Annotated in this window: 25 protein-coding genes; 17 read left to right on the forward strand and 8 right to left on the reverse strand. The window is 29.4% G+C overall.

Annotated features, from left to right (window positions below):
* Positions 1-43 precede the first annotated feature (43 nt).
* The 5 genes from NBC122_RS13555 to NBC122_RS13570 all read right to left on the reverse strand — a co-directional run bounded on the left by NBC122_RS13555 (position 44) and on the right by NBC122_RS13570 (position 7,435).
* Positions 44-883 carry a thiopeptide-type bacteriocin biosynthesis protein gene (locus tag NBC122_RS13555; protein WP_133440886.1) on the reverse strand — a complete coding sequence of 280 codons (840 nt, stop codon included), beginning with the start codon at positions 881-883 and terminating at the stop codon, positions 44-46.
* Positions 883-3,081: a lantibiotic dehydratase family protein gene (locus NBC122_RS13560; RefSeq protein ID WP_133440887.1), complete on the reverse strand. Its 2,199-nt coding sequence runs from the start codon at positions 3,079-3,081 to the stop codon at positions 883-885. Before NBC122_RS13560 ends, NBC122_RS13555 begins: the two co-directional genes overlap by 1 nt.
* Positions 3,082-5,337 (reverse strand): CocE/NonD family hydrolase, encoded by a 2,256-nt coding sequence (locus NBC122_RS13565; protein ID WP_133440888.1) that lies wholly within the window; start codon positions 5,335-5,337, stop codon positions 3,082-3,084. It lies immediately after the preceding gene.
* Positions 5,338-5,418: 81 nt separating this feature from the next.
* Positions 5,419-5,586 (reverse strand): hypothetical protein, encoded by a 168-nt coding sequence (locus tag NBC122_RS14420; protein WP_165983223.1) that lies wholly within the window; start codon positions 5,584-5,586, stop codon positions 5,419-5,421.
* A gap of 118 nt (positions 5,587-5,704) precedes the next feature.
* Entirely contained in the window at positions 5,705-7,435 is a 1,731-nt protein-coding gene (locus NBC122_RS13570; RefSeq protein ID WP_133440889.1) for a helix-turn-helix domain-containing protein, read from the reverse strand.
* A 263-nt stretch (positions 7,436-7,698) separates the two neighbouring features.
* Here NBC122_RS13570 and NBC122_RS13575 point away from each other — a divergent pair, with 263 nt between their 5' ends.
* From NBC122_RS13575 to NBC122_RS14620, 17 genes are all read left to right on the forward strand, one after another.
* Entirely contained in the window at positions 7,699-7,914 is a 216-nt protein-coding gene (locus tag NBC122_RS13575; RefSeq protein WP_133440890.1) for a bacteriocin-like protein, read from the forward strand.
* A 53-nt stretch (positions 7,915-7,967) separates the two neighbouring features.
* Complete coding sequence (locus NBC122_RS13580) at positions 7,968-8,780, forward strand: GLPGLI family protein (protein ID WP_133440891.1); 813 nt, start codon at positions 7,968-7,970, stop codon at positions 8,778-8,780.
* A gap of 122 nt (positions 8,781-8,902) precedes the next feature.
* Complete coding sequence (locus NBC122_RS14675) at positions 8,903-9,037, forward strand: hypothetical protein (protein ID WP_262709569.1); 135 nt, start codon at positions 8,903-8,905, stop codon at positions 9,035-9,037.
* Positions 9,030-10,559, forward strand: coding sequence for a vitamin K epoxide reductase family protein (locus NBC122_RS13585; protein ID WP_246012390.1), 1,530 nt, complete (start codon positions 9,030-9,032; stop codon positions 10,557-10,559). The genes NBC122_RS14675 and NBC122_RS13585 overlap by 8 nt, the downstream gene beginning before the upstream one ends.
* Before the next feature lie 303 nt (positions 10,560-10,862).
* Positions 10,863-11,048, forward strand: coding sequence for a bacteriocin-like protein (locus NBC122_RS13590; RefSeq protein ID WP_133440892.1), 186 nt, complete (start codon positions 10,863-10,865; stop codon positions 11,046-11,048).
* Positions 11,049-11,117: 69 nt separating this feature from the next.
* A complete protein-coding gene (locus tag NBC122_RS13595; RefSeq protein ID WP_133440893.1) occupies positions 11,118-11,948 on the forward strand; it encodes a GLPGLI family protein in 831 nt (276 codons plus the stop codon).
* Positions 11,949-12,000: 52 nt separating this feature from the next.
* Complete coding sequence (locus tag NBC122_RS13600) at positions 12,001-12,189, forward strand: bacteriocin-like protein (protein WP_133440894.1); 189 nt, start codon at positions 12,001-12,003, stop codon at positions 12,187-12,189.
* Positions 12,190-12,283: 94 nt separating this feature from the next.
* Positions 12,284-13,114: a GLPGLI family protein gene (locus NBC122_RS13605; RefSeq protein WP_133440895.1), complete on the forward strand. Its 831-nt coding sequence runs from the start codon at positions 12,284-12,286 to the stop codon at positions 13,112-13,114.
* Positions 13,115-13,451: 337 nt separating this feature from the next.
* Positions 13,452-13,622: a bacteriocin-like protein gene (locus tag NBC122_RS14425; protein WP_165983224.1), complete on the forward strand. Its 171-nt coding sequence runs from the start codon at positions 13,452-13,454 to the stop codon at positions 13,620-13,622.
* Between the two features lie 78 nt (positions 13,623-13,700).
* Positions 13,701-14,534: a GLPGLI family protein gene (locus tag NBC122_RS13610; protein ID WP_133440896.1), complete on the forward strand. Its 834-nt coding sequence runs from the start codon at positions 13,701-13,703 to the stop codon at positions 14,532-14,534.
* 432 nt (positions 14,535-14,966) lie between these two features.
* Positions 14,967-15,191, forward strand: coding sequence for a TIGR04139 family peptide modification target (locus tag NBC122_RS13615; RefSeq protein WP_133440897.1), 225 nt, complete (start codon positions 14,967-14,969; stop codon positions 15,189-15,191).
* 89 nt (positions 15,192-15,280) lie between these two features.
* A complete protein-coding gene (locus NBC122_RS13620) occupies positions 15,281-16,120 on the forward strand; it encodes a GLPGLI family protein (RefSeq protein ID WP_133440898.1) in 840 nt (279 codons plus the stop codon).
* Positions 16,121-16,143: 23 nt separating this feature from the next.
* Positions 16,144-17,046: a grasp-with-spasm system ATP-grasp peptide maturase gene (gene gwsG / locus NBC122_RS13625; RefSeq protein ID WP_133440899.1), complete on the forward strand. Its 903-nt coding sequence runs from the start codon at positions 16,144-16,146 to the stop codon at positions 17,044-17,046.
* 172 nt (positions 17,047-17,218) lie between these two features.
* Positions 17,219-18,304 carry a grasp-with-spasm system SPASM domain peptide maturase gene (gene gwsS, locus NBC122_RS13630; protein WP_133440900.1) on the forward strand — a complete coding sequence of 362 codons (1,086 nt, stop codon included), beginning with the start codon at positions 17,219-17,221 and terminating at the stop codon, positions 18,302-18,304.
* Positions 18,305-18,310: 6 nt separating this feature from the next.
* Positions 18,311-20,503 (forward strand): peptidase domain-containing ABC transporter, encoded by a 2,193-nt coding sequence (locus tag NBC122_RS13635; protein WP_133441137.1) that lies wholly within the window; start codon positions 18,311-18,313, stop codon positions 20,501-20,503.
* Positions 20,493-21,797, forward strand: coding sequence for an HlyD family secretion protein (locus NBC122_RS13640; protein ID WP_133440901.1), 1,305 nt, complete (start codon positions 20,493-20,495; stop codon positions 21,795-21,797). The genes NBC122_RS13635 and NBC122_RS13640 overlap by 11 nt, the downstream gene beginning before the upstream one ends.
* Positions 21,798-21,949: 152 nt before the next feature.
* Positions 21,950-22,210, forward strand: a complete 261-nt coding sequence (locus tag NBC122_RS14620; protein ID WP_246012392.1) for a hypothetical protein — start codon at positions 21,950-21,952, stop codon at positions 22,208-22,210.
* A gap of 474 nt (positions 22,211-22,684) precedes the next feature.
* On the opposite strand, the gene NBC122_RS13650 is transcribed toward NBC122_RS14620, so the two are convergent.
* Genes NBC122_RS13650 through NBC122_RS13660 form a run of 3 tightly spaced genes read right to left on the reverse strand, consistent with a single transcriptional unit; the run spans position 22,685 to position 25,474 of the window.
* Positions 22,685-23,491, reverse strand: coding sequence for a PRTRC system ThiF family protein (locus NBC122_RS13650; protein WP_133441138.1), 807 nt, complete (start codon positions 23,489-23,491; stop codon positions 22,685-22,687).
* Entirely contained in the window at positions 23,491-24,234 is a 744-nt protein-coding gene (locus tag NBC122_RS13655; RefSeq protein ID WP_185145768.1) for a PRTRC system protein B, read from the reverse strand. The genes NBC122_RS13650 and NBC122_RS13655 overlap by 1 nt, the downstream gene beginning before the upstream one ends.
* 58 nt (positions 24,235-24,292) lie before the next feature.
* Positions 24,293-25,474, reverse strand: coding sequence for a hypothetical protein (locus tag NBC122_RS13660; protein WP_133440902.1), 1,182 nt, complete (start codon positions 25,472-25,474; stop codon positions 24,293-24,295).
* Between the last annotated feature and the right edge of the window lie 33 nt (positions 25,475-25,507).

The raw sequence follows: 25,507 nt of genomic DNA on the forward strand, positions 1-25,507 counted from the left end.
TATCTTTTGAAACATTCTGGATATTCTTTTAATTCCGAGAAATTTAATTTTGTAAATTCCTATAAAACATGAGTTTATAGTATCTGTTCATATAATCATAAATAATCATCTCAAATAACCGTTGATCAAAAACAAATGTTCTGTTAATGTGTAAATGAAAAATACTTTGGAAAAAATCAGATAATAATGGAATTAAAATTATATTTTCTATCAAGATTCCACTTTTTTCAATATTTAAAATAATTAGATTTCTTATTTCTGCAAATTCATCAGATTTAACAAAATTTATATAATCCGATTTAAATTTTCTGAATTTTTCATCTAATTGAGTATTCAGATTTTTATCCGCATTAAATTCTTTTTTATACGAATTATTGAATTTTTTTATCCATTCCCATTTTTCATTTTCTGAAAGTCTTAATGCGGAAAGTATTTTGTCAATATAGAACATAGAAACGATAATTTTTTCTTCATCATCATATTCTAAAAATTTTAAAATTAATTCACTGCTTTTGTAAAATAACTCTTCAGCAAATTCGATTGTATTTTCACCGTATCTTTCTAGTTCTCGTGTATAGGAATCTATAATGATATTTTCAATTTCTCTTGAATCTATAAAATCTTTTAACTGATGGTTTACTTTTTCCAGAACACTTTTATAGTCAATAATGGTGGTATCTGTAAGTTGAAAACGGATTCTCAAATGAGGTTTAGGGTCGTTGTAGCGAATGAAAAACCATTTGATAATAAGTTGTTCTTCTTTCAATAGAGAATTTACTAAAGGAATTATTGCTTCTTGCAAAATAATATCCGAGGTTTTTACACCTGTATAAATTTTAAAGTACAACCATTCACTTCCAGGGAGAAATTTTCTGGTCATCATTAATTGAGCTGTTTTTTATGAATTGGAAATATAAACTGATGAATAAAATTGTCTTTTTCATTGTGTAAAAATTCTTCTATTAAAATCATTTTCTCATTTTTAACAGAAGATAAGAACATAGATAATAAATCTTGATTTTCCAGATTTATCACCAATGTATTATCAGATTTTACCCATTGAACCCATTGCGGGATTTGTTTTTTATTTCTCCAGCTTTTTATTTCATTTCTTAGTTGATCTGTATTATTTAATAATGATACGAGTAAATGAATTTCCTCTGAACTTATCTTCCATTGCGCTTTTGAGAGAATAATGTTTCCATATTCTACGCGTGGTAAAAAATTATAAATATGAGTTAATCCGCCCCAGTCGAAACGCAATCCAAATCTTGTATTTTGGGAATTTAGATCACTCAAAAAATGATAAACGGGCAAACTATTGGCAGAGTAATTGTGTGCATTTGTTAGAGACGGTTTTATTTCCTTATCCAATCTTTTAGAACGCAATACAATTCTGTCATTTTTCATCGAAATATATAAATCATCCACTGTAATCTGATTTTCGAATGGTAGAAGTGATTTCGCTAAATAAGGAATTTCGTAATTTCTTATTTTCGGCCGCCTAAGAATGTTTCCAATTCTGGATTCCGAAAGATGTATAATTTCGGCTAAAATTTTATTAGAATTAAGTTCTTCTTCTTTTTGGGTAATATCTTGTACTAATTCTTTAATATTTGATTTTTCAGAGCAAAACCTTGCTAACAATCGTCCTGCGTTGCCACTTCCATTATTCAAATACAATTTTTCATGGTTATTTTCTGAAATGATTTCGGTCATAAAAAACATCGTATCGGGTAAATCATTCCAATTTTCTTCGAAAGTTTTGAGGTCTTCATCCGAAAGATTTATTATATATTCTCTTTCGACGTAAGCATTTTGCAATTTTTGATTGAGAATAACTTGAAAAGGATTTAGTTTTATATTTAATTCCTGTTTTTCTTTAGAAACAGGTAAGATTACATCATTAATATAGGGATGAATTCCCTTTGTTTGGATATCTTGTCGATAGCCGATACCAACTTCTGTATCTAAAACAAATGACAAGGGAACTTCTTCGTTTTCAAATCTTTCATAAAATGCTTTTTTAAATTTTTCAAGATGAGTATCTTTATTATTAAGATGAGTAATTTTATTTAGAATAGAAATTCCTTTTTTTAATTCTTTTTTCCACAAATACGAAAGCTGGTTTTTTTGATCAAAATAAAGATCTGTCTGAAAAAGGTAACTTCGATCATAACTTACATTTAACTTTTTTATAAGTTCTTCAATTTCAAGATAAACTAAATTAGAATTTCCAAAATGTAAATCCAGCGCTATCATTTTATTCTTAATAGAAATTAGAATTTCTTTTTCATTAGTTGCTTCTATTCTTTCTAAGATTGGTATGAGAATATCTAAAAAATCATCACCTGCAACATTGGGTTCAAGTTCGCTAATTAAGATCTGGTTATCAATTAATTCTTCTATATATGCCTGCACATCATTCTGTGAGAATTCTTTATTAATAAGTGTAGAAACTAGTTGGCTAATAGTTTTTCCATTTTTAGAAAAAGCGACTATAGTTTTAAGTTCTTCTGAAAATGGAGCTGATGAAATAATATAATCTCTTTTTCCATTTCTACTTTCATACTCTATATATCTGATTTTTTCACCTATTTTGTAAATACTGTTATTTGGAAAAAATAGAATATTTTTTTTTATTTTAGGGATTGTGAGTAAATGCTGAGATAAAGCACCTAAAAAATGCATATCAAGTTTTGTATCCCTCAATTTTTGAGATGTATTGACGCACATTGTCGAATTTTCATTTCCAAATTTTCCCAAACCAACACCAGAAAATAATCCAAATGGAGTACATCTTGAACTCATCCTACTGAGGTATTTTAAAAATGTATTTATTAATCTTTTTTGTTCTTTTTTAGAAAATTGTTTTTCTTGCGAAATCCATTTAAAAAGTTCTTTATAAAGATTTGGAGAAGCTAAATAAATAGCTTCCTGAAGAAGAGAGTTGCTGAATGTGTCTTTTATTTTATTTTCATCAAATTCTTCTTGCGAAAATAGTTTTTGAAAATGTCTATAGGATAAAACAGGAGATCTGGTAACAAAATTATTGAAAAATTGATATGGAAATTGAGCCATTTAGTTTTGTGAAATTGGGATTCTTATATAACTATCATTATAAAACTTGATTTCCAAAGGTTCTTTTGCATCTTCGATTGATTCTTTGCTTACCTCTTTTCCTGACCCGTAATTTATCTCGAAGAAAGGATTTTTGTTAACACCAATTACTGCAACTAATCTGCTGCCTTTTTCTATTTTTTTGCTTACAAATTCATTATTTTTTATTGAAATATTAGCTTTTTTATTTGGAATGAGTAATTTTCTTTTTCCAGGATTTTGGGAATAACTGGCTCTTCCTACATAGCTGGAAAGTAGAAAATATTTTCCGTCTGGTAAAAGCTCATATAGTTTTATATTAAGGTCAACATCTTTTTTATTGACTGAAATTTTAAAATTCCCAGAAAAATTTCCAGAAAACTCAAGTGGCTTTTCAAAAGTATTTGTTGAAAATGTTAAACTATTTTTATTATAAATTGTACTACCTAAAACTTTTAATTCTTGTTTTATTAATTCACTGGCGTCACTTCTATTTTCGAAATTAATATTCAGTTTTGAAAAACCGTTCTTTTTTGAGTTCGATTGAGATAAGACAAATTGATTATTCTGGGTTTGAAGATAAAACTTTAATTGATGTTCATCGAAATTTTCAATTGATGAATTATGTTTCCATTGATTGGTTCCCATCACTTGATAATTAATTTTATCCTTCAAAAAAGTTGGTTTATTTTTTTCTTTCAACACATAATCAAACCATTCCATACAGATTTTATTCAAGTCAATTTCGGCAATAGGGTCAATTTTATATCCTAATAATTCATCTTTGATGTAACCTTGCGCTCCAGAATGATCATAGGGACCAATTATTAAATAATGATTGGCGTTTCTGTTATATTTATAGTGATTTCTAAAATAATATAGTGCTCCTAACTGATCTGAGTCATAATATCCAGTTATTGTTAAAATTGGGATATTAATTTTCGAAAACTCCTCTTTGTCGGGAACCATATTTTTCCAAAATTGATCATGGTTAGGGTGTTGTAGCCAACGTTGAAAAATTTCGTTTCTGTTTCCGCTTATAGAATCTAATTTATTGAAAGGAAGACCACTTACATACCATTTTTTATAAACTGAATTCCATTTTTCTTCATTCCTGAAATTTTCAGTATCCGTGGTCTTATTGTTTGTTACATAATTTAGCCATCTTAAAGAATATGAACCAAAGACATTGTTATTCATAGGGAAATCCATAGAACCAATTCCCACGGAGGCTTGAGGAATAATGGTTTTAAGAGCTGGATGTAATTTTTTAGCTGCTGACCATTGACTGAAACCTAAATAACTTCCTCCAATCATTCCAACTTTGCCATTGCTCCAGGGTTGCTTTACGATCCAGTCAATAACCTCATTAATATCTTCTTGCTCATGCTCAAAAGGTTCAATTTTATCCTTGCTTAAATGTTTTCCACGTGTGTAAATGTATACACAGTTATAGCCATAACTTGCCTTCATTTTAGCATCATTGATATCATCTTCATCGGCATAAATTGTATTGATGATAATTGTAGATTCTGCTTTTTTAATTTTATTATTTACTACTACTCTGATCGATATATTGCCATTGGATTTGTTTTTTATCAAGATACTATCTTTGACCATAAAGTTTTCTGCGTCAAATTCTTTTAAATATTGATTTGCTAGATGAAAAGATTTTTTTACTACAATATAACCGTTGTAATCTCTGCAAAGTTTCAAAGCAGTCTTTACATCAACACTATCTTTTCCGATAAACTCTTTTTGCAGTAAATCTACAAGTCCTTTCCTTATTTTATCGCTATCACCTTTAAAATATAGAGGTAGAATAATTTGTGATTTAGCAGGTAATGTTTCATACTTTTTTTTGAATTCAGTTCTATATATATATTCAAAATTATTTTTGGCATCTGGATTAACAATGGTTTTAATATAAATCTCATGTTGTGTCCCCATTGCATTTGCAATCATAGAATTGCTGTCTATGAAAATACTTCTAACCGAATCCAATTCCTTAAGTGCTAAATCATATTTACCAGCAACCATGCGGACCCTATAAATATTATCATAATAGGTTGACTTATCTTTTTCATCATATTTTTTGGGAATTTCAGAAGTGAGATGTTGTACCAAGCTCTCAATTTGATTAAAATCGATTTTCTCAGAAAATTGTTTTATAGCGATTTTTTGAGAAAATGACAACCCATAAAATAGAATTAAAAAAAAAGAAAATAATTGCTTCATTATTTGATGATATAAAAAGATCAGTAAAATTATCTTTCAAAATTACTGATCTTTTAATTGACAATTTGCTTGAAAAAAAATTTATGGACCTACCGTTACCTCAATTGTATTCTTTGTTTTATCAAGAACGGTATCATTACCCGTATTTATACCATCTCCCCCTTTTATGGAATTCAAGCCAGTAGTAATTTTAGCAATTTGTAATTTGTTTAATGATAATTTTTTTTCTGCTTTTTTCTGCTTTTTCATTTTGAATTGAATTTATTTTTTATAAAAGTAGGGCGTATTTTTAAAAAATTGAATAAATCATTCTCGAAATTTATCAATATCGTATAGATTGAATTCTATAATCCTGTTAATCAAACACTTATGTGTTATTTTCTTTTTCCAGTAATTTAATGTAAAAGGAAGGTAAAGTCCCAGTAGCTCGTCTAAAAGCATTTGAAAATGATTCTGAATTACTAAATCCAACTTCACTTGCAATAGCACTAATTGTGTATTTTCTTAATTTCTTGTCATTTTTCAGTTCTAAAAGAATGTAATTAATTCTCAACTCATTTAAATATTGAGAGAAATTTTTTCCTTTTTCCTCATTTATAAATTTGGATAGATAGTCGCGGTTTGTATCTAAATCTTCAGCAAGTTTACCTAACGTTAGATTGTTTTGTATAAAACCTTTACTACTTTCAAAATGAATGATTTTAGTCTTTATATCGTGGTAATTCTCTTCAGATAAAGAGCTTTTGTTTTTTTGATTATTATTTAATCTATTCTCACTTTCTTCGGTGCGTACTTTACTACTGTTCTCAATTTCTATATTCTCCAGAAGAATAACCGCTTGCTTTTGATACCGTCGTAATCTCTTTCGGGTACGGAAAAATATAACTAATAAGACAAGAACTAATAATGAACTTAAGATAAGAAACAATTGTAGCGAATTGTTTTTATTTGCTAGTTTATTTATTAGCAACTCTTTATCCTGTAATAATATTGGGGTGTCATATTTCTTGTAAATGTCTTTCGCAATATATTTGTTGTTATGAGCCATTACACTATCTGCATAAAACAAGTGATTAATATATTTCAATTGTTCAACCTGCTTATCTTCTTTTTTATAATAATCTATTAATCTTTCATATCCATCACGTGTTACAGGTAGAAATTTATTTAATGCAAAAGACAAGGAGTCAGTCTTTAAAAAGTAATTGATCGCTTCTTTTTCTCTTTGAGTTTGATCGTAAGTCTTGCCAAGGAAATAATAAGAAATTGCTAAATTGTCATAATCCTTATTCTTTAAAAACTCCTTTTCTACGGATAAAAAACTTTTAATCGCTTCTTTATAATTTTTTAAGTAGAAGTTTGAAATGCCATCGGACAGTGTAAAGTAATTGTAATACGTATAATCATTATATTTTTGACATTCTTTTAAACCTATACTAGAGTAAAATTTACTTTTATTATAGTTTTCATTTTTACTGTAGCTGTTTGATAGAGAAAAGATAGATCCTATGTAGTTTTTTGTATTTCCATTATTATTGTTTATTTTGTTTTTTTCATATTGATAATATTCTATAAAGAGAGGAAGCGCTTCCTCATTTTCGCCTGTTGCAGTTTTTAGAATACCAATAAGTTTTTTTACGTAAAAAAATTGATCTTTATTTTTATCTTTCGCCAGTTTTTGTGCTGAAATGAAATAATCGAGTGCATCCGAATACTTAAAGTCATAATATAATAGGGTTCCTTTTATGATATGTGCTTTTGCAGGATATTCATTTGAAATAAAATTTTTCGTCATTTGCAAGAGTGAATCTGCAAAAGGATGTCCATTTTCAGAAGCAAGACCTTTCACATGCGCTAGTTTATAATAACCTTCATAAATTAGATTAGAATTTTTCATCATTTTGCCTTTACGAAGAATTGCATTTGCATATACTTCTGATTTTACATTATCAATTCGAAATACCTTATCATAGGCGTCATTAAGTTCCTTTCCACTTCTATTTTTAAGGGATTCTGGAATCGTAAAACCAACTACACTTTGGCAGAGAATAAGATTGTAACATAGTATAAGGAGAATCGTTAACTGGTTTTTCCACATTTTACAAATTTTTTACAATAGTACAGATTTTAACTACAAATTGTTTGTCAAATATTAAAGTATTTTTTAATTAATTATAAATCAGTGAAGTAAATTCTTGTTTTAACTCTATTTTTATCAATTACCGATTGCATTATACTGAATTTATCAATTTCGACATCTACTTCTTGGAAAAAATATTTAGTAATAGCATTTTTGTCAAATATTAATCAAGCGGTATCCGAAAAGCTTAAAGAGTAGGAAAAAGATAAAATGTTTTTATTATGAAAAAGTTTAAAAAACTTACGAGAATCGAGTTAAAGACTTTAGTTGGAGGGGCTGGTCCATTTGAAGAAAGTATTTTGCTCGATCCAGTTACTTGTCATGTTCATTATAATGGTAATGGGGACATGGCTTATTACGGAGCAGGAGATTGTCATAACCGAGGTGATGGTACCACGTGTAAAACTTATGTCGCCATGGGAGGGAGTTGTTACTAAAAAAATTAAATTAAATTTAGGAGATATTAATCTCCTAAATTTTACCTATTAAAATGAAATTAAAATTATTTTTATTATTTTTATTTATGTGTAAGTTTTCTTATGCTCAAGATATTAGAGTTTTTTATAAAATGAGTTATAAAAGTGACTCCACTACAAGTAAATTGTACGATAAAATTATGATTTTAGATAGCAACAAGGATTATGACTTGTTCCACTCATATCAGATGTACAAAAGTGATTCTATTACGGAAGCAAGTAATAAAAAATCATTTGAAAGTGGTGAAAAATTCATGGATTACGATTTTACTGTTAAAATAGATCGCAACAAAAAGGTAATTGATAAGTTTTATAGAATTCTTTTTGGGAACGTTTTTAAAACAAGTGAGAATATAACAATGCTGAATTGGAAAGTAGAATCTGCAATAAAACAAATTGGTAATTTTAACTGCCAAAAAGCTACATTGAGCTATAAGGGACGTGAATGGATCGCTTGGTTTACTGCCGATATTTCATTGCAAAAGGGACCGTATGTATTTCATGGATTGCCTGGATTAATTATTTATATGGCAGACACCAAGCATAATTTTGAATTTATGTTTGAAAAATTACAAAACAATAAAACAATTTTATTCAATGAAAAAACGGCAACTTTAATTAGCAAATCTCAACTTAAAAAACTTTATCTCGATTTTTATTATGACCCATTTAAAGAAGCTAAATTAAGTCATGATGGAATTAGAATTGAAACAGATACGGGTGAAGTAAAGAATCCAAACTTTCGTAATATGACAGACAGGGTACAGTCAGATATAAAGCGATACAATAATCCCATTGAATTATCTGAAATTATAAAGTTTCCATAAGGATTAATCCTACCAAAGATAGTCTTACAAAAAATATTATTTAGGTGTTTTGGATAATCAATCTGTATTTAGACTGAACAAGCAAAACTATTAGATTCATTTTCTGAAATTAAGAGTAGAGTATGAAGTTCAAAGCAGGAGATGAGAATGCTAATGCTGTTGGCATGATGTTAAAGCAGTTAACGCGAAATATTCAAAAACAGATGAGAGAAATCAACAATCCGATTGAATTAAATCATAAAGTAGGATATGAATAATACAATGAATCTCGAAAAATTGCTTGATCGTTTTAAATTAGATAAACAAGAGTTTTTTTTCCAATTACAATCTCACCCTAATTATCCATCAGTATTAGCTTTTTCAGATACTCTTAATTTTTTAAATGTTAAAAATGACGTATATGAAATAGAAAAAGAATATTGGCGGGAGTTACCTGACGAATTTATTACTATTTATAAAAGCCACTTTTCTTTGATTAAAAAAGAGAAAAAAAGTTACAATGTATATTCGGATGAAGTGGTTAATATTTTAGAAAAGGATCTTTTAGAGCACTCTCAAAACCTTGTCATACTTTTTGAGCAAAATAAAACACCTAATTACTTGCCAAAAAAATCTATAAAATATACCTTCTTTTTTTTTATTTTATTGGTTTTGTATGTCATCTATAATTTTTTGCAAAAAAATTGGGTTGGTTTTACCTTCAATATAGTTTCAGTTATTGGACTTTATATTTCCTCTGAAATTTTTTCTGAAAAATTTGGTAAAATTTCAACAACTCTAAATTCAATTTGTGGACATACAGCGAACAAAACAAATTCTTCCTGCAATAAAATCATAAATTCTGATTCGATTAATATTTTTGGTTTAAAACTTTCAGATTTCAGTTTAATCTATTTTGTAACAATTGTTATTTTAGGATTGCTTTTACCAAATACCAGTGTACTCTTGCAGATTACATCTTGGGTTACTGTTGTGGCCATTTTTTATTCACTCTATATTCAGATTTTAGTCGAGAGATCTATTTGTAAAATTTGTCTATTCATTATATCTCTTTTAATTTTTCAAATTATTTTAAGCAGGTTTTTCGTTGCAGTTCCTATTTCTTCACTTGCAATTTTAGCTAGTCTTCTCATTTTTACGGTTGTGTTTATTGGAACAATTTACATTAATGAATTATTGAAAAAAAATGATTCATTAGGAAAATCTAATCTAAAAAATCTTAAATTTAAAAGGAATTATGATGTTTTCAAAAGGGAACTTACAGAACAAAAAAGAATTCCTTTTAAGAATAGTACGGGCGGTTTTTTCGTGGGTAACCCAGATGCTAAATTGCATATTTCTATTGTTTCCAATCCTTACTGTGGGTTTTGTAAAGAAGCACACATAATATTGGAAAAACTCTTAGCGAATTACCCGGACGATATTTCAGCTCAAATTAGATTTAATTATTTCCCCGAAAATGAATCAGAAAAATCTCAAAGATTAATGGAAACTCTTTATTCTAGCTACTCAAATAAAGGAGCAGAAGAGTTTTTAAATGCATTGCATTATTGGTTCAAAAATAAAAATGAGGAAGCATTTTTTGAAAAATATAAAAATCTGGACACTTTAAATATGAAAGATATTATAAATTCATCACTAGAAAATAAAAAATTCGGATTAAACTTTACTCCAAACATCATATTGAATGGTTACCCATTTTCGGATAAATATGATCGAGAGGATTTATTCTATTTTATTGATGAACTGCTTGACGATGAGCAGGTGGTAAACGGATAATAAACTTTAATAATATTGAGCCACTGCTTTATTTACAAACTATATTTTTATTTTCTTAAAATAAAAAAAACACAAACAATTTCTTTACAATACACCAGAAAATTTATTATATTTTTGATTCGGATTTTCACTATTTCAATTTATAAATCTTTTAAAATCGTGTTTTAAAAAACGATAAATATCAGATATATAAATGATTTATATCCCAATATTTATCAATTTCGATATACTCTTTATTTTTTCATCAAATATTAATTTTATGTTTGAACTGTCAATAAAGACAAATAATTAAACATTTTTATTATGAAAAATTTAAAAAAACTTACGAGAAATGAGTTGAAGACTGTTTTAGGAGGTTTTGAACAACCAACAGGAGACTACAAATGTTGTTGGAAAGGCACTGATAATTGTAGTTCAACAGTGAGTCATGATCATGGGACTAACGGTGAGTTGAGCTGTGTAAAAGGTGCCGTATTAACTCCAGCCTAACCTATTCGATTGCTTTCATAGAATTATGAAAGCAATCTTTATTTTCTAAAATTTAAAAATAAATGCTTGATGATTAATAATCTTAAAAAAAAATTATTTCTATTTCTGATGTTTCAATTTGTATCCTATTTCGGGCAATCAAATAGGTTTATTTATGAATATAAATTTATAACTGATTCTACGCAATCAAATATTATATCTCAGGAGGTAATGTTTTTGGACATCACAAAAAATGAATCCTCGTTTTATAGTTATCAAAAGTATCACAGTGATTCAATCCTTCTAGAAGACAATAAGAGAAGGGTTTTTAGTATGCCACCAAATGTAAATTTTATTAATTTTAGAGTCCTTAAAAAGGATAATAATAATTTAATTCAAACAGTTACAAATGTCGGAGGAAATACATTTATAGTTTCGGATAATCATCATTTAAATTGGAAAATTTTAAATGAAACTGATTCAATTTTGAATTACAATGTAAATAAGGCTGAAGTTCTTTTCGGGGGAAGACGATGGATCGCTTGGTTTACGAGTGATATCCCTTTTTCTGACGGGCCTTATAAATTTCACGGATTGCCAGGATTAATTCTTCAGATAGAAGATGTTACAAAAAGCCATTGTTTCAGAATTGTTGGAATAAAAAATATAGACAAAATAATAGAATATCCTAAAATTCCTAATGCTAAATCGCCTATTAGTATTAATCAAAAGGATTACTATAAATTATACAGAAATCATCGGGAAGACCCGCTAAAAAATTTACGAGGTAAGTATCCTGACCAAGTGGATGAAGAAGGGGGTTTTAAGACAGGCGATCAAGTTTTCAGAGAAAGTGAAAAGCTTTTCAAAGACAGAATAAAAAAAGATAACAATGTAATTGAAATATATTTACTTAAATGAGGATATTAAGTTTGAACTGTCAATAATGGCAAATAATTAAGAAGATTTTATTATGAAAAATTTAAAAAAACTTACAAGAAAGGAATTGCAAAGCTTAAAGGCAGGACATAATTTAGAAGAGTCCTTTGATGGTGGTGAATTAGAGAAGTGCGGTCCAACTTGGTGTGCAGAAGGGAGAAGATGTTGTTATCATAGTGGCGGTGGACTCTACTACTGCGGACAAAATGGTACTTGTGATTAATGAAATCTTCCATGTTATCATTAACATCAAAAGACTGTACACAACTAGTGTTCAGTCTTTAATTTTTTTTTAAAACTAATTATTAATTAGACTCATGAAAACAATTGTAATTTTTATTTTTATTTCTATTTTTTTATTTAATCAAGCTTTTGGTCAATGTCAAATTTTTACTTATCAATACCAATTTATACCAGATTCTACATCAACAGAAAATAAGGTTTCTCAACTAATGATTTTAAACATTAATAAAAATCAATCGGAGTTTTATGGTTTAGAAAAAATGAAAATTGATTCCACACTTTTAGATAGAAGAATTAGGGGAAACAATGATCCCCGATATACTCAAAGTGAATATATTACGACGTACAGAATTCTTAAATATCGAAATGATAAAACAATTGATCATAAGCTTACTTTAGGAGTGTCGCCATATGTATTAAAAGATGATAGAGAAATTAAATGGAAATTAGAATCAAAATTTGCTGAAATACTAGGGTATAAAGTTCAGAAGGCAACAACCACTTTTGGAGGTAGGAAATGGATCGCTTATTTTACAAGAGATATTCCTTTTACCGATGGCCCCTACAAGTTTCGTGGATTACCTGGACTTATTTTAAAAGTTGAAGATGAAAACTACCAACATGAATTTGAATTAATAGGAGTGAAAAATTCAACTGAAAACTTTGTCTATCCAACCTCAGTGAGTTTAAAAGACTTACCGACGATAGACTATAAAATGTTTAAAAGGAAGTTTAAAGAATACCGCGATAATCCAGCAGCAGATTTGTTGGGAAGCATTCCAGATCAAGTTGATCGTAATGGGAATATGAAAACAGGAACTGAACTTTGGTTAGAAATTTCTAAGAAAGAAAAAGATAAATTAAAAAAAGATAATAATATTTTAGAAATTGATTTATTAAAATGATTTTTTTATAAACTGTACATTATTGAAAACAAGGGAAGATTACACTACCTCCTTTAAATATAACCTTAGATTCCTTTATTGAGAAAATAAATTTAACAATAATATAAATGCACATATAAAACCAGACGATAGCAGAGTGTTTTTTTCTGATCGCCTAGGAATAAATTATTTTACAAAACATTGTTCATTAGCAATTTATAAAAATAGAAAAGCCCAAATTTATCAATTTCGATATGCTTTGTTTGCATAATGCCTAGGAAATATTCACATTTGGGAAGTTAAAATAGCGGTATCCGAAAAGCTTTTTTAGAGTAGGAAAAAATAAAATATTTTTATTATGAAAAATTTAAAGAAAATGAAAAGAGAGGATTTGAAAAAAATTATTGGAGGGAAAGAATATCCAGACATGTGTCATGGAGACTCAGATTGTGCTGCGTATGGTTTGTCTTGTGGTTTATTTGAAGGTCATGACACTAACGGTTACTGGGTGGCGCAAAGATGTATCTAAATTAATGTAAGAACTTATTATCTCCCCATTTTTTATTATATTGTATTAAATATGGGGAGCTTTTTTTATATTTAAAAAATGAAACGGAAACGAAATTACTTCCATTTAATATTATGGTTGATGTTTTTTTGCTACAGTGTTAATGGGGCTGCGCAAAATTCCAGCATTTCCTATGAACTTATTTATAAACCCAATCCGGTTCAAAAAGACAAAATAAAAAAGCAGCAATACAAGCTCGATATTTTACATGGGAAATCAATTTTCCGAACGGAAACGCGCAGAGAATCTGACTCGCTAATAAAAAAAATAGGATTTGGAACGGGCTACAATACAAATCCTAATTACGAAATGTATTTTGTAAAAGAGCTGAATAATAATGTTTTTAAAAAGCATTTTGTTTCACCAATGAGCCGTGACAAATTTTTCATTAAAATAGATGATCAGTTAAAATGGAAAATTCTACCTGAAACTATGGTAATAGCAAATTTTAATTGTCAGAAAGCAGAAGTAGAATATGGAGGTAGAAATTGGTCGGCGTGGTTTACGAAAGAGATACCAGTTTCAGAAGGTCCATATTGTTTTCACGGCCTACCGGGTCTTATTTTGCAGATTCAAGATGACCAAGAAGATTACGTTTTCAAAGCCACTGAAATAAAAAAATTAGCGAATAATTTTTTGTATGAAATAGACCTTGGCAAACAAATAACTTGGATCCAATTTAATAAGATATTACAAGATTACTTTGATAGTCCATACAATTTTGCAAAAGCGAAAGGGATGAAAGTTGTTAAAGATAACGGAAGCGGTGGAACTATGGAAATTGATTACCGAGCAAGGACAAAGGAAACCCAAGAAATGCTGCTAGAAAACAACAATCCGATTGAGTTGAATCATAAGTTAGAATATAAATAACAAGAGAATTACTCTTAATTTATTCGCTCTTTTCTTTCCACTTTTCATCAACTTGTTTGCGTATTATAGGCAAATATTATCGCAGAGGCATCCCTTTACAAGAAATACGAGATCGATCCGAAACAACAAGAAAAGGAAGCATCCTTTTTAGGTATAAACGACACTGCAAAAAATTTAGGATTTAGAAATTTGATTACAATACAAGAATTTAAAACTTAAATACAAGAAAATTAATAAATTTTCTGAGCTTGGTTTTCACTATTTCAATTTATAAATCTTTCAACACCGTATTTTACAAAACATTAAATATCAGATATATAAATAATTTATATCCCAAGATTTATCAATTTCGATATACTTTTTTATCTTTCTTCAAGTATTAATTTTAAGTTTGAAATGTCAATAATGACGAATAATTAAAACATTTCTATTATGAAAAAATTAGCAGGCATGAAGAAAGGATTTTCTTCATTGGAAAACAAAAAATTGAGAGATTTACGTACTATTAGAGGCGGAGAAGATTCAGTTAGAACAGCTCCATCTAATGCAGTGGGTGAAGGGTGTGCAGATGAAGATGTTTATACCGATGCAGGAGGCACCAGAGATAATTGGCAATATAAAGCTAGGCTAACAGCTTGTGATCATCCTTTTTATTAAACAAAAGAAAGGGTGGAAGTTCTACCCTTTCTTATTTTTTAGTTTATTCAGTGCTAAATTTTAATGTAATTTTCTTCTATTTTTATAAAATGGGTAAATTTATTTCTTTATGTGTTTTTATGAAAAAGTGTTTAATTGTAACTTCTCTATTTCTAATAACATTTTTGTTTGGACAAAAAATGAGTTTTGTTTATGAAATGAAATATAGATTAAATAAAAAAAATCCTGACAAGTTTATTACTAATACAATGATTTTAGATTTTTCAGATAATAAATCCATATTTAGAAGTAAAGTCGATAGAATTTCAGATTCTTTAAAAATGAATAATGGATCATCAAAAATATATTCTTCAAATTTTGAAAATCAATTTTATATAAAAAAAAATTTAATAAATAGTGATATCGCAAATATAATCACAAATAGCGAATTCATATATCGTATTGAAATACAAGAGGTTTTAAAATGGGAAATTTTATCTGAAAAGAAAAAAATAGGGAATAATAACTGTCAGAAAGCTTCAGTCAATTATGGTGGAAGAGAATGGACAGCTTGGTTCACAAATGATATTTCAATTAATGATGGTCCGTATATTTTTAATGGCTTACCTGGGCTAATAGTTTCAATAGTTGATAAAGATAAAGATTATGAGTTTAATTTGATTGAAATTAAAAAATCCTCAAACTTATTTGACGTTAAAAAGAACACTATAAATATTGATTGGAATAAATTTGAACAATTAGCAAAAACATATTATGAAAATCCTAATTCTTCTTTGCAACAAAAAATTAAAAGTTATAAATATTATAGATATCAAGATGCAAAAGGAAATGATATTGAGCTAAATTTAAAAGAAATGAACAAGGGACAACAGGATTATATAAAAAGCACAAACAACCCGATAGAACTCAATCATAGAATTGATTACTAAAGATAATTTTTTAATTATTATTTATGATATTAATTATTTCCGATACAAAAGAAAACACAACAAATGAAGTTATAAAATGGTTGGTTCTAATGGATAAAGATTTCATTAGAGTTAATGAGAGTGAATATTTTGAAATAATAATGAAAGATGATAAGCTAGCTCTGCAAAGTGATAAAAATTATTTTTTTTTAGATGATATAGTAAGCGTCTGGTACAGAAGAGGTGGAATTAAATTTAAACGTTTACGTTATAATAATGAGGCCGTAGATTTACACATGAATGAAGTTCAACATTGGCTCGAAGATTATGTTCTAAATATAATTGAATCTAAACCTCACATAAATAAACAATCTAAAGTATATTTTAATAAACTTTTAGTTTTAGAAAAAGCAAAAAATGTTGGTTTGGATATACCTAAATATTTTTTATCAAATAAAATAAATAAATTATTGATAGGAAAAACGATAGTAAAACCTCTTGCTGGAAACCCAATGTTACAATCAATTACTGAAGATAAAGATGCAATGATGTATACTAATGTCGTTGATAAATTGATTGATAATGATGTGTTTATTTCTTTTTTTCAAGAGAAGATTGATAAAGATTTCGAAATACGAATATTCTATTTAAATGGAATTTGTTGGTCTACGGCAATATTTTCTCAAAATGACAACCAGACAAAAGTTGATTTTAGAAAATACAACGACGATAAACCAAATAGAAATGTACCCTATTTAATCCCAAAAGAGATTGAGAGGAAATGCCAAAAACTTATGAAAATACTCGATTTAAATAGTGGTTCATTAGACTTTATTAAGACAGGCAATCAATATTTTTTCTTAGAAGTTAATCCAATCGGTCAATTTTTAGCACATTCGGACAATTGTAATTATAACTTGGATAAAATTATAGCAAGTAATTTATGAAAAACATAATTCAAGAAAAAAATTTACTTCCACTTACCTTTCAATATTTAGAGGTTTTTGAAAAGGAAAAATTTAAAGTAAGTAATAATATTGTTTTCTACGTAAAATGTGAAATGTGTTCGACAGATTTTTACAAAAGAACAAAACCTAATAAAAATCTAACAAGATTAATATGACATTTTTTAATTTTTTTAGTAATATTCTAATAACAAAAGGAGCCACTAGAATTCTGATTTCTGATTTGCAAAGAAATATTTCAGAATTACATTCACTAGAGTTCAACGATATCCTTGAAGAATTAAAATATAATTCAATCGAAGATATAAGTATGAATTTTGATCTAAAATCCAAAAAAGAATTTCAAAAATATTTAGATTTTTTATTAAATAAAGAGTATGGTTTTATTACAGAAAATGATTGGGATAAAAATTTCCCTCCGCTTTCTTACGAATATATAAATTCTAGTTCAATTTCTAATTTATTTGCTAAAATTAGTGATATTTCATTTCTTCAAAAGATAAAACAATCCATTGAAAAACTTCAAGTACAACATCTTATTATCCATTTTGACAAAAAATTAAGTTTAGCAGAGATAGTTGGCATAGATAGAATATTTGAAAAATCTATTCTCCAAGGCATAGAAATCTATTCTCATTATCATAAAGCTATTAACTCCACATTTATTAATGATTTGAATCTCAAAACTGCTAGAATTTATAATTTAGTTTTTTATAATTGTAATGAAGCTCCATTTCAAGTCGAAGATAAGTATAGGTTCGATTTAACATTTACTAATCAAAGCATTAAAATGAATTCTTGTGGTAAAGTAGATTTAAAATATTTTAATACCAATCTACCAAAGGTTTTAGAAGCCATTAACCACAACTCTTGTCTCCACAAAAAAATTTCAATTGATTCTGAAGGAAATATCAGAAATTGCCCGTCAATGCCTCAAAGCTTTGGTAATATAAAAGACACATCCCTCGAAGAAGCTTTAAACCACAAAGATTTTAAAAAATACTGGAACATAGCCAAAGACGAAATAGAAGTATGCAAAAATTGCGAGTTCCGTTACATTTGTACAGATTGTCGTGCTTATACCGAACAAACACATAAAAATAAAAATGGTTTAGATATTTCCAAACCACTTAAATGCGGTTATGATCCCTATATTGGAGAATGGGAAGAATGGAGCACCAATCCATTAAAAGAAAAAGCAATCAAGTTCTACGGTATGCAAAATTTGGTAAAAAAATAAATGAAAATTAAAACCTTCCCTTTCTACAAACAACCCGACACCAAAGACTGTGGACCAACATGTCTTAGAATCGTCAGTAAATACTATGGTAAAACCATTCCCTTACAACAAATCCGTAACCTTTCAGAAACCACAAGAGAAGGAAGTTCTTTACTTGGTTTAAGCGACGCAGCGGAAAATCTAGGTTTTAGAAGTTTAGGAGTTCAGGTAGATTTCAACACGTTGGTAGAGGAAGTTCCCCTTCCGTGTATCGTACATTGGAACAAGCAACATTTTGTAGTTGTTTATAAAATTGATAAAACAGGAAAAGTTTATATTTCAGATCCAAGTTATGGTTTAATCACCTATGAAAAAGAAGAATTTATCAAATTTTGGATTGGGGAAAATGCCACCGAAAATACAGAAGAAGGAATTGCCCTTTTATTAGAAACAACCCCCGCTTTTTTCAAAAATGAATTTGACGAACAGGAAAGCAAAGCCAGCTTTTCTTTTCTTTCAAGGTATCTTTTCAAATACAAATCCCTTGTTTTTCAGTTGGCAATGGGTTTATTGGCAGGAAGTTTAATGTCGCTGATACTTCCGTTCCTTACCCAAAGTATCGTAGATGTGGGAATTCAAAACCAAGATTTGAATTTTATTTATTTGGTTTTGCTCGCACAAGTAATGCTTTTTCTCGGAAGAATGGGCATCGAAGTCATCCGAAGCTGGATCCTACTCCATCTCTCTACAAGAATCAATATTTCCATTATCTCCGATTTCTTTATCAAGCTGATGAAACTTCCCATCAGTTTCTTCGATACCAGAATGACGGGAGATATTATGCAGCGTATTAACGACCATCACAGGATTGAACAACTCTTAACCAATTCTTCACTCAATACTTTATTTTCGCTAGTCAATTTGATTATTTTCAGTATTGTATTGCTGTTTTATGATTACAGATTATTTTTAGTTTACTTAATCGGTGCGGTTTTATATGTTGTTTGGATTACTTTTTTTCTCAAAAAAAGAAAAGAACTCGACTACAAAAGGTTTTCCCAAGTTTCCCAAGAACAAAGTAAAGTCATTGAATTGATTAATGGAATGCAGGAAATAAAAATGCACAATGCCGAAAAACAGAAACGTTGGGGTTGGGAGTTTTTGCAGGTTAAATTATTTAAAATTCAAATAAAATCCCTTTCATTAGAGCAATGGCAATCTGTTGGTGGAAATTTCATCAACCAAATTAAAGATATTTTGGTGAGTTTTCTTTCCGCAAAATTGGTTTTGGAAGGAAATCTTACTTTGGGAATGATGCTTTCCGTACAATACATTATTGGGCAGTTGAACAGTCCTTTAATGCAGCTGATTGATTTTATTAAGCAAACACAGGATGCCAAAATTTCTTTGGAAAGATTAGGTGAAATACATGATAAAGAAGATGAAGAAAATGCTGATGAACAATATACTTCCGAAATTCCGCAACAAGATATTGAAGTACAAAATCTCTCCTTTCGATACGTTGGTTCAGATGCTTTTGTTTTTGAAAATCTGAATCTGAGTATTCCTTATCAAAAAACTACAGCCATTGTCGGAGCAAGCGGAAGCGGAAAAACAACCTTACTAAAATTATTAATGAAATTTTACGAACCAAACGAAGGTGAAATAAAATTAGGAAATACCAAACTCAAAAATATTTCTCCAAGAACTTGGCGGGATCATTGCGGAGTTGTTATGCAGGAAGGTTATGTTTTTAATGATACCATTGCCCAAAACATTGCTGTTGGCGAAGATTATATTGATAAAAATAAATTGCGAAAAGCCGTTGAAATTGCCAACATTAAAGATTTTGTAGAAGGTTTGCCGTTAAGTTACAATACAAAAATTGGCAATGAAGGAGTTGGAGTAAGCGGCGGACAAAGACAAAGATTATTTATTGCAAGAGCAGTTTATAAATCTCCAGAATATATTTTCTTCGATGAAGCGACGAGCGCTTTAGATGCCAATAACGAAAAAGTAATCATGGAAAATCTTGAAAATTTCTTCAAAGGAAAAACGGCTATTGTGATTGCTCATCGATTATCAACCGTAAAACACGCCGATAAAATCGTAGTGTTGGATAGAGGAAAAGTTGTGGAAGAAGGCAATCACTCAGAATTAGTGGCAAAAAAAGGAGAATATTACCGACTTGTTAAAAATCAATTGGAACTTGGAAACTAAAAAAGACCTATTAGATAATTTAGAACTGCGGTCAGAAAACGTGCAGGACATTCTCACGCAACCGCCACATTGGATGATCCGATGGGGAAATTCACTTATTTTGGTGATTTTGGGAATGATCATTTTAATGAGTTATTTCATCAAATACCCCGAATTTATTCCTGCTTCAATTATTGTTACCTCTCAGAATCCACCAGAAAAATTAGAAGCAAGAATTAATTCTAAAATCGAAAAAATATTTATTAAAAATCAACAAGAAGTAAAAAAGAATGAGATTTTGATGGTTTTGCAATCCACTTCAAATTATCAGGATGTTTTAAAACTCAAAAAGTTGGTAGATTCTATTTCTCCCAATCAAATTTTCTCATTTCCTATTAATGAAACTTCAAGATTCAAATTAGGAGAATTACAAAGTGATTACAATACTTTTGCAAAAGCTTTTCGGGACGAAAAATTATTTACACGACTTCAACCTTATGCGCCAGAAAATTTAGCCGCTAATCAAGGAATTTCTGAATATAGAGGAAGAATTTCTACGTTAAGACAACAAAAAAATCTAGAGCTTGCAAAATATGAATTGAGTAAAAAAAATTATCAGCGTTCGCAGGAATTGTTTAATCAAGGAGTCATTGCTGCGATGGAATTGGAAAACGAAAAAATAAAATTCCTTCAAGCACAACAGAATTTAGAAAACATCAATATTTCTTTATCTCAAATGGAAGAAGGAATTTCTAACCTGAATAAGACCAAAAGCGGAGCTTCCATCAATACTGAAAAAGATAAAATCACTTATTCTTCGCAAACTTTGCAATTATTTGAGCAGTTGAGAAAATCACTGAAAGATTGGGAACAAAATTATTTGCTCATTTCTTCTACAGACGGTATTGCAAGTTTTCAACAATTTTGGGGAGAAAACCAGTTTATAAAATCCGGCGATGCCGTTTTGTCTATTTTGCCGAAAGATAAAGCGGCTGTTGTAGGGAGAATGTTGGTTCCATCAGCAAATTCCGGAAAAATTGCCCAAGGACAAAAAGTTTTAATAAAATTAGATAATTTCCGTTATCAGGAATTTGGCATCGTAGAAGGAAAGGTTCAAAATATTTCCTTGACTCCCGATAAAGATGGTAATTATTACGTGGATGTTGTTCTTCCGAAAGGGTTGAAAACTTCGTACAACAAGCAACTACCATTCGACAAAGAACTCAAAGGTAACGCCGAAATTGTAACTCAGGATTTAAGATTGATTGAAAGATTCTTTTATCAGATTAGAAAATTGTTGGGGTATCAAGTTTAAATAAGTACATCAATATTAGCTTTTTGATTGTATTTTTCATGCGCAACCGCAAAAATTGTACTTTTACAATTCAAAAGATATTTGCTTGTTTGCAAATTCAAAATCATTTTCAAAGGTATATTTGAACAATCGATAAATTCTAAAAAAACAAAATGAGAAAATTATTATTTTTTTTGGCAATATCATTTACATCGTTTGTATTCGGTCAAACCAATTGTGAATCTCTCAAGAAAGAAAACGAAACGTTGCAATCGACAAACAAAACTTTATCATCAGAAAATGAATATTTTAGAAAAGCACTTGATATTAACAAGCCTATTCTTGATATTGAAAAAGAAAATTCGTCATTCAAAATAACAAAAGTCGTTGGGAATAAAGCCGAAAAAAGCATAGCAATTACATTTCTTGTTTAAGCAAAAGATGAGAACAAGAAAATGTCGATTACCGATGTCACTATTATCGATATTGAAGGAAATGATTACAAAATAGATTTTTATAAATCCAGCTCACCTCATCCGGATTTAGTATTGAATGTACCGATTAAATTAACGTTTTCATTCAAAGATGTAAAAAATGAACCATTATTTCTCAAACTTTTCAGGTTCAAAACAAATTCGAATTCTGAGAAAAGTCCTCTCGGAGGAATAAGATCTAATATTGAACTACGTGATATAAAAGTTCTTTGGAATTAATAATACATTGAATACTAAAATTCAAGGTATTAAAATATAGACTCGCAACCTCTTTTCAAAAACATCATCAGCCAAAGCCCGGAATGTTTTAGAAATGTGGTTGCTCCAATTTTCGCAAAAATGCGTTTTCGACCAAAGGGAGAAATTGCATTTTTGCCGCCCGCCTCAATAGCTATCGGGGTTTTACGGTTTGTTTTACAACTTTATAGGTTGAGATTGAAAGCTTTTCAGATTAAGGAAGAAACCTCTGTTTTCAGTCATTCCGTTGCGGAAAAGATTCCATAACAAAGAACTTCCCATTTGTGCCAATGTTGAGTTGATATACAAATCCTGCTTTTCCAATGCTTCCGCCAAACTACAACTTGGTGTATCATCTTCTAATTCAGAAATCTTTAAAAGTTCGCCAAATTCTTCCGTTACAAAAGGTAAATTGACAACCGCTTCATATTTATCGGAACTGGGTTGTTTGATATTTCCGATTGTGGAAAGCAAAACCTGCCCCGAATATTGGCTATTCCCAAAATCCATCCAATATTTGCATTGATTTCTGTATAATCTCCTACCCTCTTTTAATTCATTTAGAATTTCAGCAATTTCAAAACGAGATTTTACATTATCCACACACGAAATATAAATTGCAGACTGCATATTATTCTGTACTCTTCCCAAATCATTTTTTTCAAATTTGTGGGTTTCTGCTTTCCAATTCGTTCCGAAAAAACGATTAATTCTATTGATTAGCGCAACGGATTTATGCAATCCCAACTCACTTTCTGCAAATAATTGTCTTCCCAAATTCGCGTCAGTAATCACATCATCATCCCATAATCTTACCGATAACCCAGCATGATTCAGTTCGGTTAAAGCATGGTTCATTCTTGCCAAAGCCGTTAAAACCTGCGAACCTGTTCCGCCTGCTCCGATTAAATTTACCGTTACAGGATTGGTAGGATTGAGCAAATCGTTATCGGTAAAATGGACTTTTATTTTTTCTGAATTTATCATTGCAATAATTCTTTTAATGTTCTGTTATTTTTTACTAAAATTTCTTTCGGGAAAATTTCTTTTGTTTCAATCTGATTTTTCCAAAGATTCACGCAATTTTCTTTTATCGGATTATGATTATGCATCAAATGGCTGAAATATGAATTGAAAAAATAATGCTCCCAACTTTCGGTAAATTCTTCCAAAGAAGCGGAGTTTTTAATTTTCACATCCACCGTTCCCATGCAAACATTTCCGTTTTCATACACATTGAAAAATGGAGCGTGGAAAAGTGGTGTATTTTCTTCGGGGCGTTCATCAGTTTCTAAAGCGAAAATTTTTAAATTCTGTTTATTAGCAATCCAGAGAAGTGACGGAACATTTGATTTTCCGTTGGGAATATTCAGATTTTTCACAAAAAACAAATCTCTATCCTGCGCTTGGGTAAACCAAACTACTTTTCCGTTTTCGGATGAATTGATGTGAAGGATATTTTGAGAAATAATTCCTTTCGGTTTTAGAAAATCTTTATCCTTTTTATTCTGAATATTGAGAGTTTTAGAAAGTCTTTGTGCTTCTCTCACAGTCAAAGGATGCGCGTTGACTGGATTTCCGCATTTATCCATATCGAAAAACTCCACATAAGTTTCTGAATTTGGACTTTCAGTTTGATAAAAAACCAATGCCGATTTTGGGTGATAGAGTGTCCCAAAATTGTTAGTAATATCAATGATTTCGTTTTCAGTTTTATCATTTTTCATATCGTTAATTTTTATTCTTTTGATTTTATTTAATGAAATACATTCATTTTTCTTGAAATTAACTTCCTAATACTGTTGAAAGTTGAATTAAAATCTCAAACAGACGGTTTTCAAAATCAAGACTATTTTTACTAATATCACTTCCGTTAAAAGCTTTAAAAATCATTGGTTCTTGCAATTCTGAATATTCGTTGAACTCATTATTTATACAGCCGATAAGATTTTGATAAACCCATCCTTTATCATCAGCAAAAAAAGAAACATATTTATCCATTGAAACAACCGTTTCTTCATTGTAATATTCCTCTCCTTCCCTATTTTCTTGTTTCGGAACATTATTAAAATGAGCATTTCTGAAATAACGTTCTTCGGGATAATCGTTATAAAGCTGAAATACCTTTTTTGAAAGTTGAAAGCACTCTTCATCAAAATCGTCTTTGGGTTTAAATTTTTCAAGCCGTTTCCCAAATATTTCTAAATTTTTTCGGTGCGAAATTTTCTGCTCCATCAAATCCCCAATCATTTCTGATTGTTGAAGTTCTTTTTTATAGAGATGATTTTCGTCTATTTCTTCGTCCTGGTCAAGCCAATCCGCCAGCATTTCATAATTCCAATACAGATAAGAATTTTCTTGTCGGTAATATGGAATATCAGCATTTCGGTATAAATAAAAACAAACAGACAAAAGTAATTGAGCTGATTTTTTTCTTTTTTTATCTTTTAGCATATTATAAAGCGGAATGACTGGAATGTAAAAAAGGGTTGAGGCTGTACTGCATCTTTCTTCACTGATGAAATAGGTTTTGTTCTCTTTCTGAATTAATCGAATATTATCCCAATTTTTGATTTTGCTTTTCAATTGTTTTTCAGTATCAAACAGTGAAAGCGCAATATTATAAGGATATTCAAACTCTTTTGTTGGCATTGGGTTTATTCCATAGTGATTTGCCAATCGGGAAAGAGATTGGTAAAAATCCCTTTCCGTTTTGGTAATTTTTCTGCCATTTTGTTGAGTTGTTGCAGTTTCATCTTCTTTCAGTTTTGGCAGAAAAGTAGTTTTCAGAAAACCATTGGAAGTTTCTTTATCGGAACTGATTTCCTTTGGTCTTTTTGGATTTCTGAAGTGTCTTTTTCCTGTTTCATCCAATCTGCAAATTCTCCCAATTGTCGGTGAAGTTGCTTCTGTTTTTTTTCTTCGGGTGGTTTTATTACTCCCGATATGGTTTTGGGTTGCATTCATTTTTATTTTGCTGTTAATTATTTGCAAATGGCG

It is taken from the genome of Chryseobacterium salivictor, from assembly GCF_004359195.1.
GTDB classification, from domain to species: Bacteria; Bacteroidota; Bacteroidia; order Flavobacteriales; family Weeksellaceae; genus Kaistella; species Kaistella salivictor.

What these genes read in the sequence shown, in the direction of transcription:
- NBC122_RS13610 (WP_133440896.1), top strand. Translation starts at nt 13,701, where the DNA reads ATGAAACGGAAACGAAATTACTTCCATTTAATATTATGGTTGATGTTT.
- NBC122_RS13570 (WP_133440889.1), bottom strand. Translation starts at nt 7,435, where the DNA reads ATGTGGAAAAACCAGTTAACGATTCTCCTTATACTATGTTACAATCTT.
- NBC122_RS14420 (WP_165983223.1), bottom strand. Translation starts at nt 5,586, where the DNA reads ATGAAAAAGCAGAAAAAAGCAGAAAAAAAATTATCATTAAACAAATTA.
- NBC122_RS13620 (WP_133440898.1), top strand. Translation starts at nt 15,281, where the DNA reads ATGGGTAAATTTATTTCTTTATGTGTTTTTATGAAAAAGTGTTTAATT.
- NBC122_RS14675 (WP_262709569.1), top strand. Translation starts at nt 8,903, where the DNA reads ATGAAGTTCAAAGCAGGAGATGAGAATGCTAATGCTGTTGGCATGATG.
- NBC122_RS13590 (WP_133440892.1), top strand. Translation starts at nt 10,863, where the DNA reads ATGAAAAATTTAAAAAAACTTACGAGAAATGAGTTGAAGACTGTTTTA.
- NBC122_RS13565 (WP_133440888.1), bottom strand. Translation starts at nt 5,337, where the DNA reads ATGAAGCAATTATTTTCTTTTTTTTTAATTCTATTTTATGGGTTGTCA.
- NBC122_RS13575 (WP_133440890.1), top strand. Translation starts at nt 7,699, where the DNA reads ATGAAAAAGTTTAAAAAACTTACGAGAATCGAGTTAAAGACTTTAGTT.
- NBC122_RS13595 (WP_133440893.1), top strand. Translation starts at nt 11,118, where the DNA reads ATGATTAATAATCTTAAAAAAAAATTATTTCTATTTCTGATGTTTCAA.
- NBC122_RS13655 (WP_185145768.1), bottom strand. Translation starts at nt 24,234, where the DNA reads ATGAAAAATGATAAAACTGAAAACGAAATCATTGATATTACTAACAAT.
- NBC122_RS14620 (WP_246012392.1), top strand. Translation starts at nt 21,950, where the DNA reads ATGAGAAAATTATTATTTTTTTTGGCAATATCATTTACATCGTTTGTA.
- NBC122_RS13560 (WP_133440887.1), bottom strand. Translation starts at nt 3,081, where the DNA reads ATGGCTCAATTTCCATATCAATTTTTCAATAATTTTGTTACCAGATCT.
- NBC122_RS13585 (WP_246012390.1), top strand. Translation starts at nt 9,030, where the DNA reads ATGAATAATACAATGAATCTCGAAAAATTGCTTGATCGTTTTAAATTA.
- NBC122_RS13615 (WP_133440897.1), top strand. Translation starts at nt 14,967, where the DNA reads ATGAAAAAATTAGCAGGCATGAAGAAAGGATTTTCTTCATTGGAAAAC.
- gwsS (WP_133440900.1), top strand. Translation starts at nt 17,219, where the DNA reads ATGACATTTTTTAATTTTTTTAGTAATATTCTAATAACAAAAGGAGCC.
- NBC122_RS13580 (WP_133440891.1), top strand. Translation starts at nt 7,968, where the DNA reads ATGAAATTAAAATTATTTTTATTATTTTTATTTATGTGTAAGTTTTCT.
- gwsG (WP_133440899.1), top strand. Translation starts at nt 16,144, where the DNA reads ATGATATTAATTATTTCCGATACAAAAGAAAACACAACAAATGAAGTT.
- NBC122_RS13600 (WP_133440894.1), top strand. Translation starts at nt 12,001, where the DNA reads ATGAAAAATTTAAAAAAACTTACAAGAAAGGAATTGCAAAGCTTAAAG.
- NBC122_RS13605 (WP_133440895.1), top strand. Translation starts at nt 12,284, where the DNA reads ATGAAAACAATTGTAATTTTTATTTTTATTTCTATTTTTTTATTTAAT.
- NBC122_RS13660 (WP_133440902.1), bottom strand. Translation starts at nt 25,474, where the DNA reads ATGAATGCAACCCAAAACCATATCGGGAGTAATAAAACCACCCGAAGA.
- NBC122_RS13555 (WP_133440886.1), bottom strand. Translation starts at nt 883, where the DNA reads ATGATGACCAGAAAATTTCTCCCTGGAAGTGAATGGTTGTACTTTAAA.
- NBC122_RS14425 (WP_165983224.1), top strand. Translation starts at nt 13,452, where the DNA reads ATGAAAAATTTAAAGAAAATGAAAAGAGAGGATTTGAAAAAAATTATT.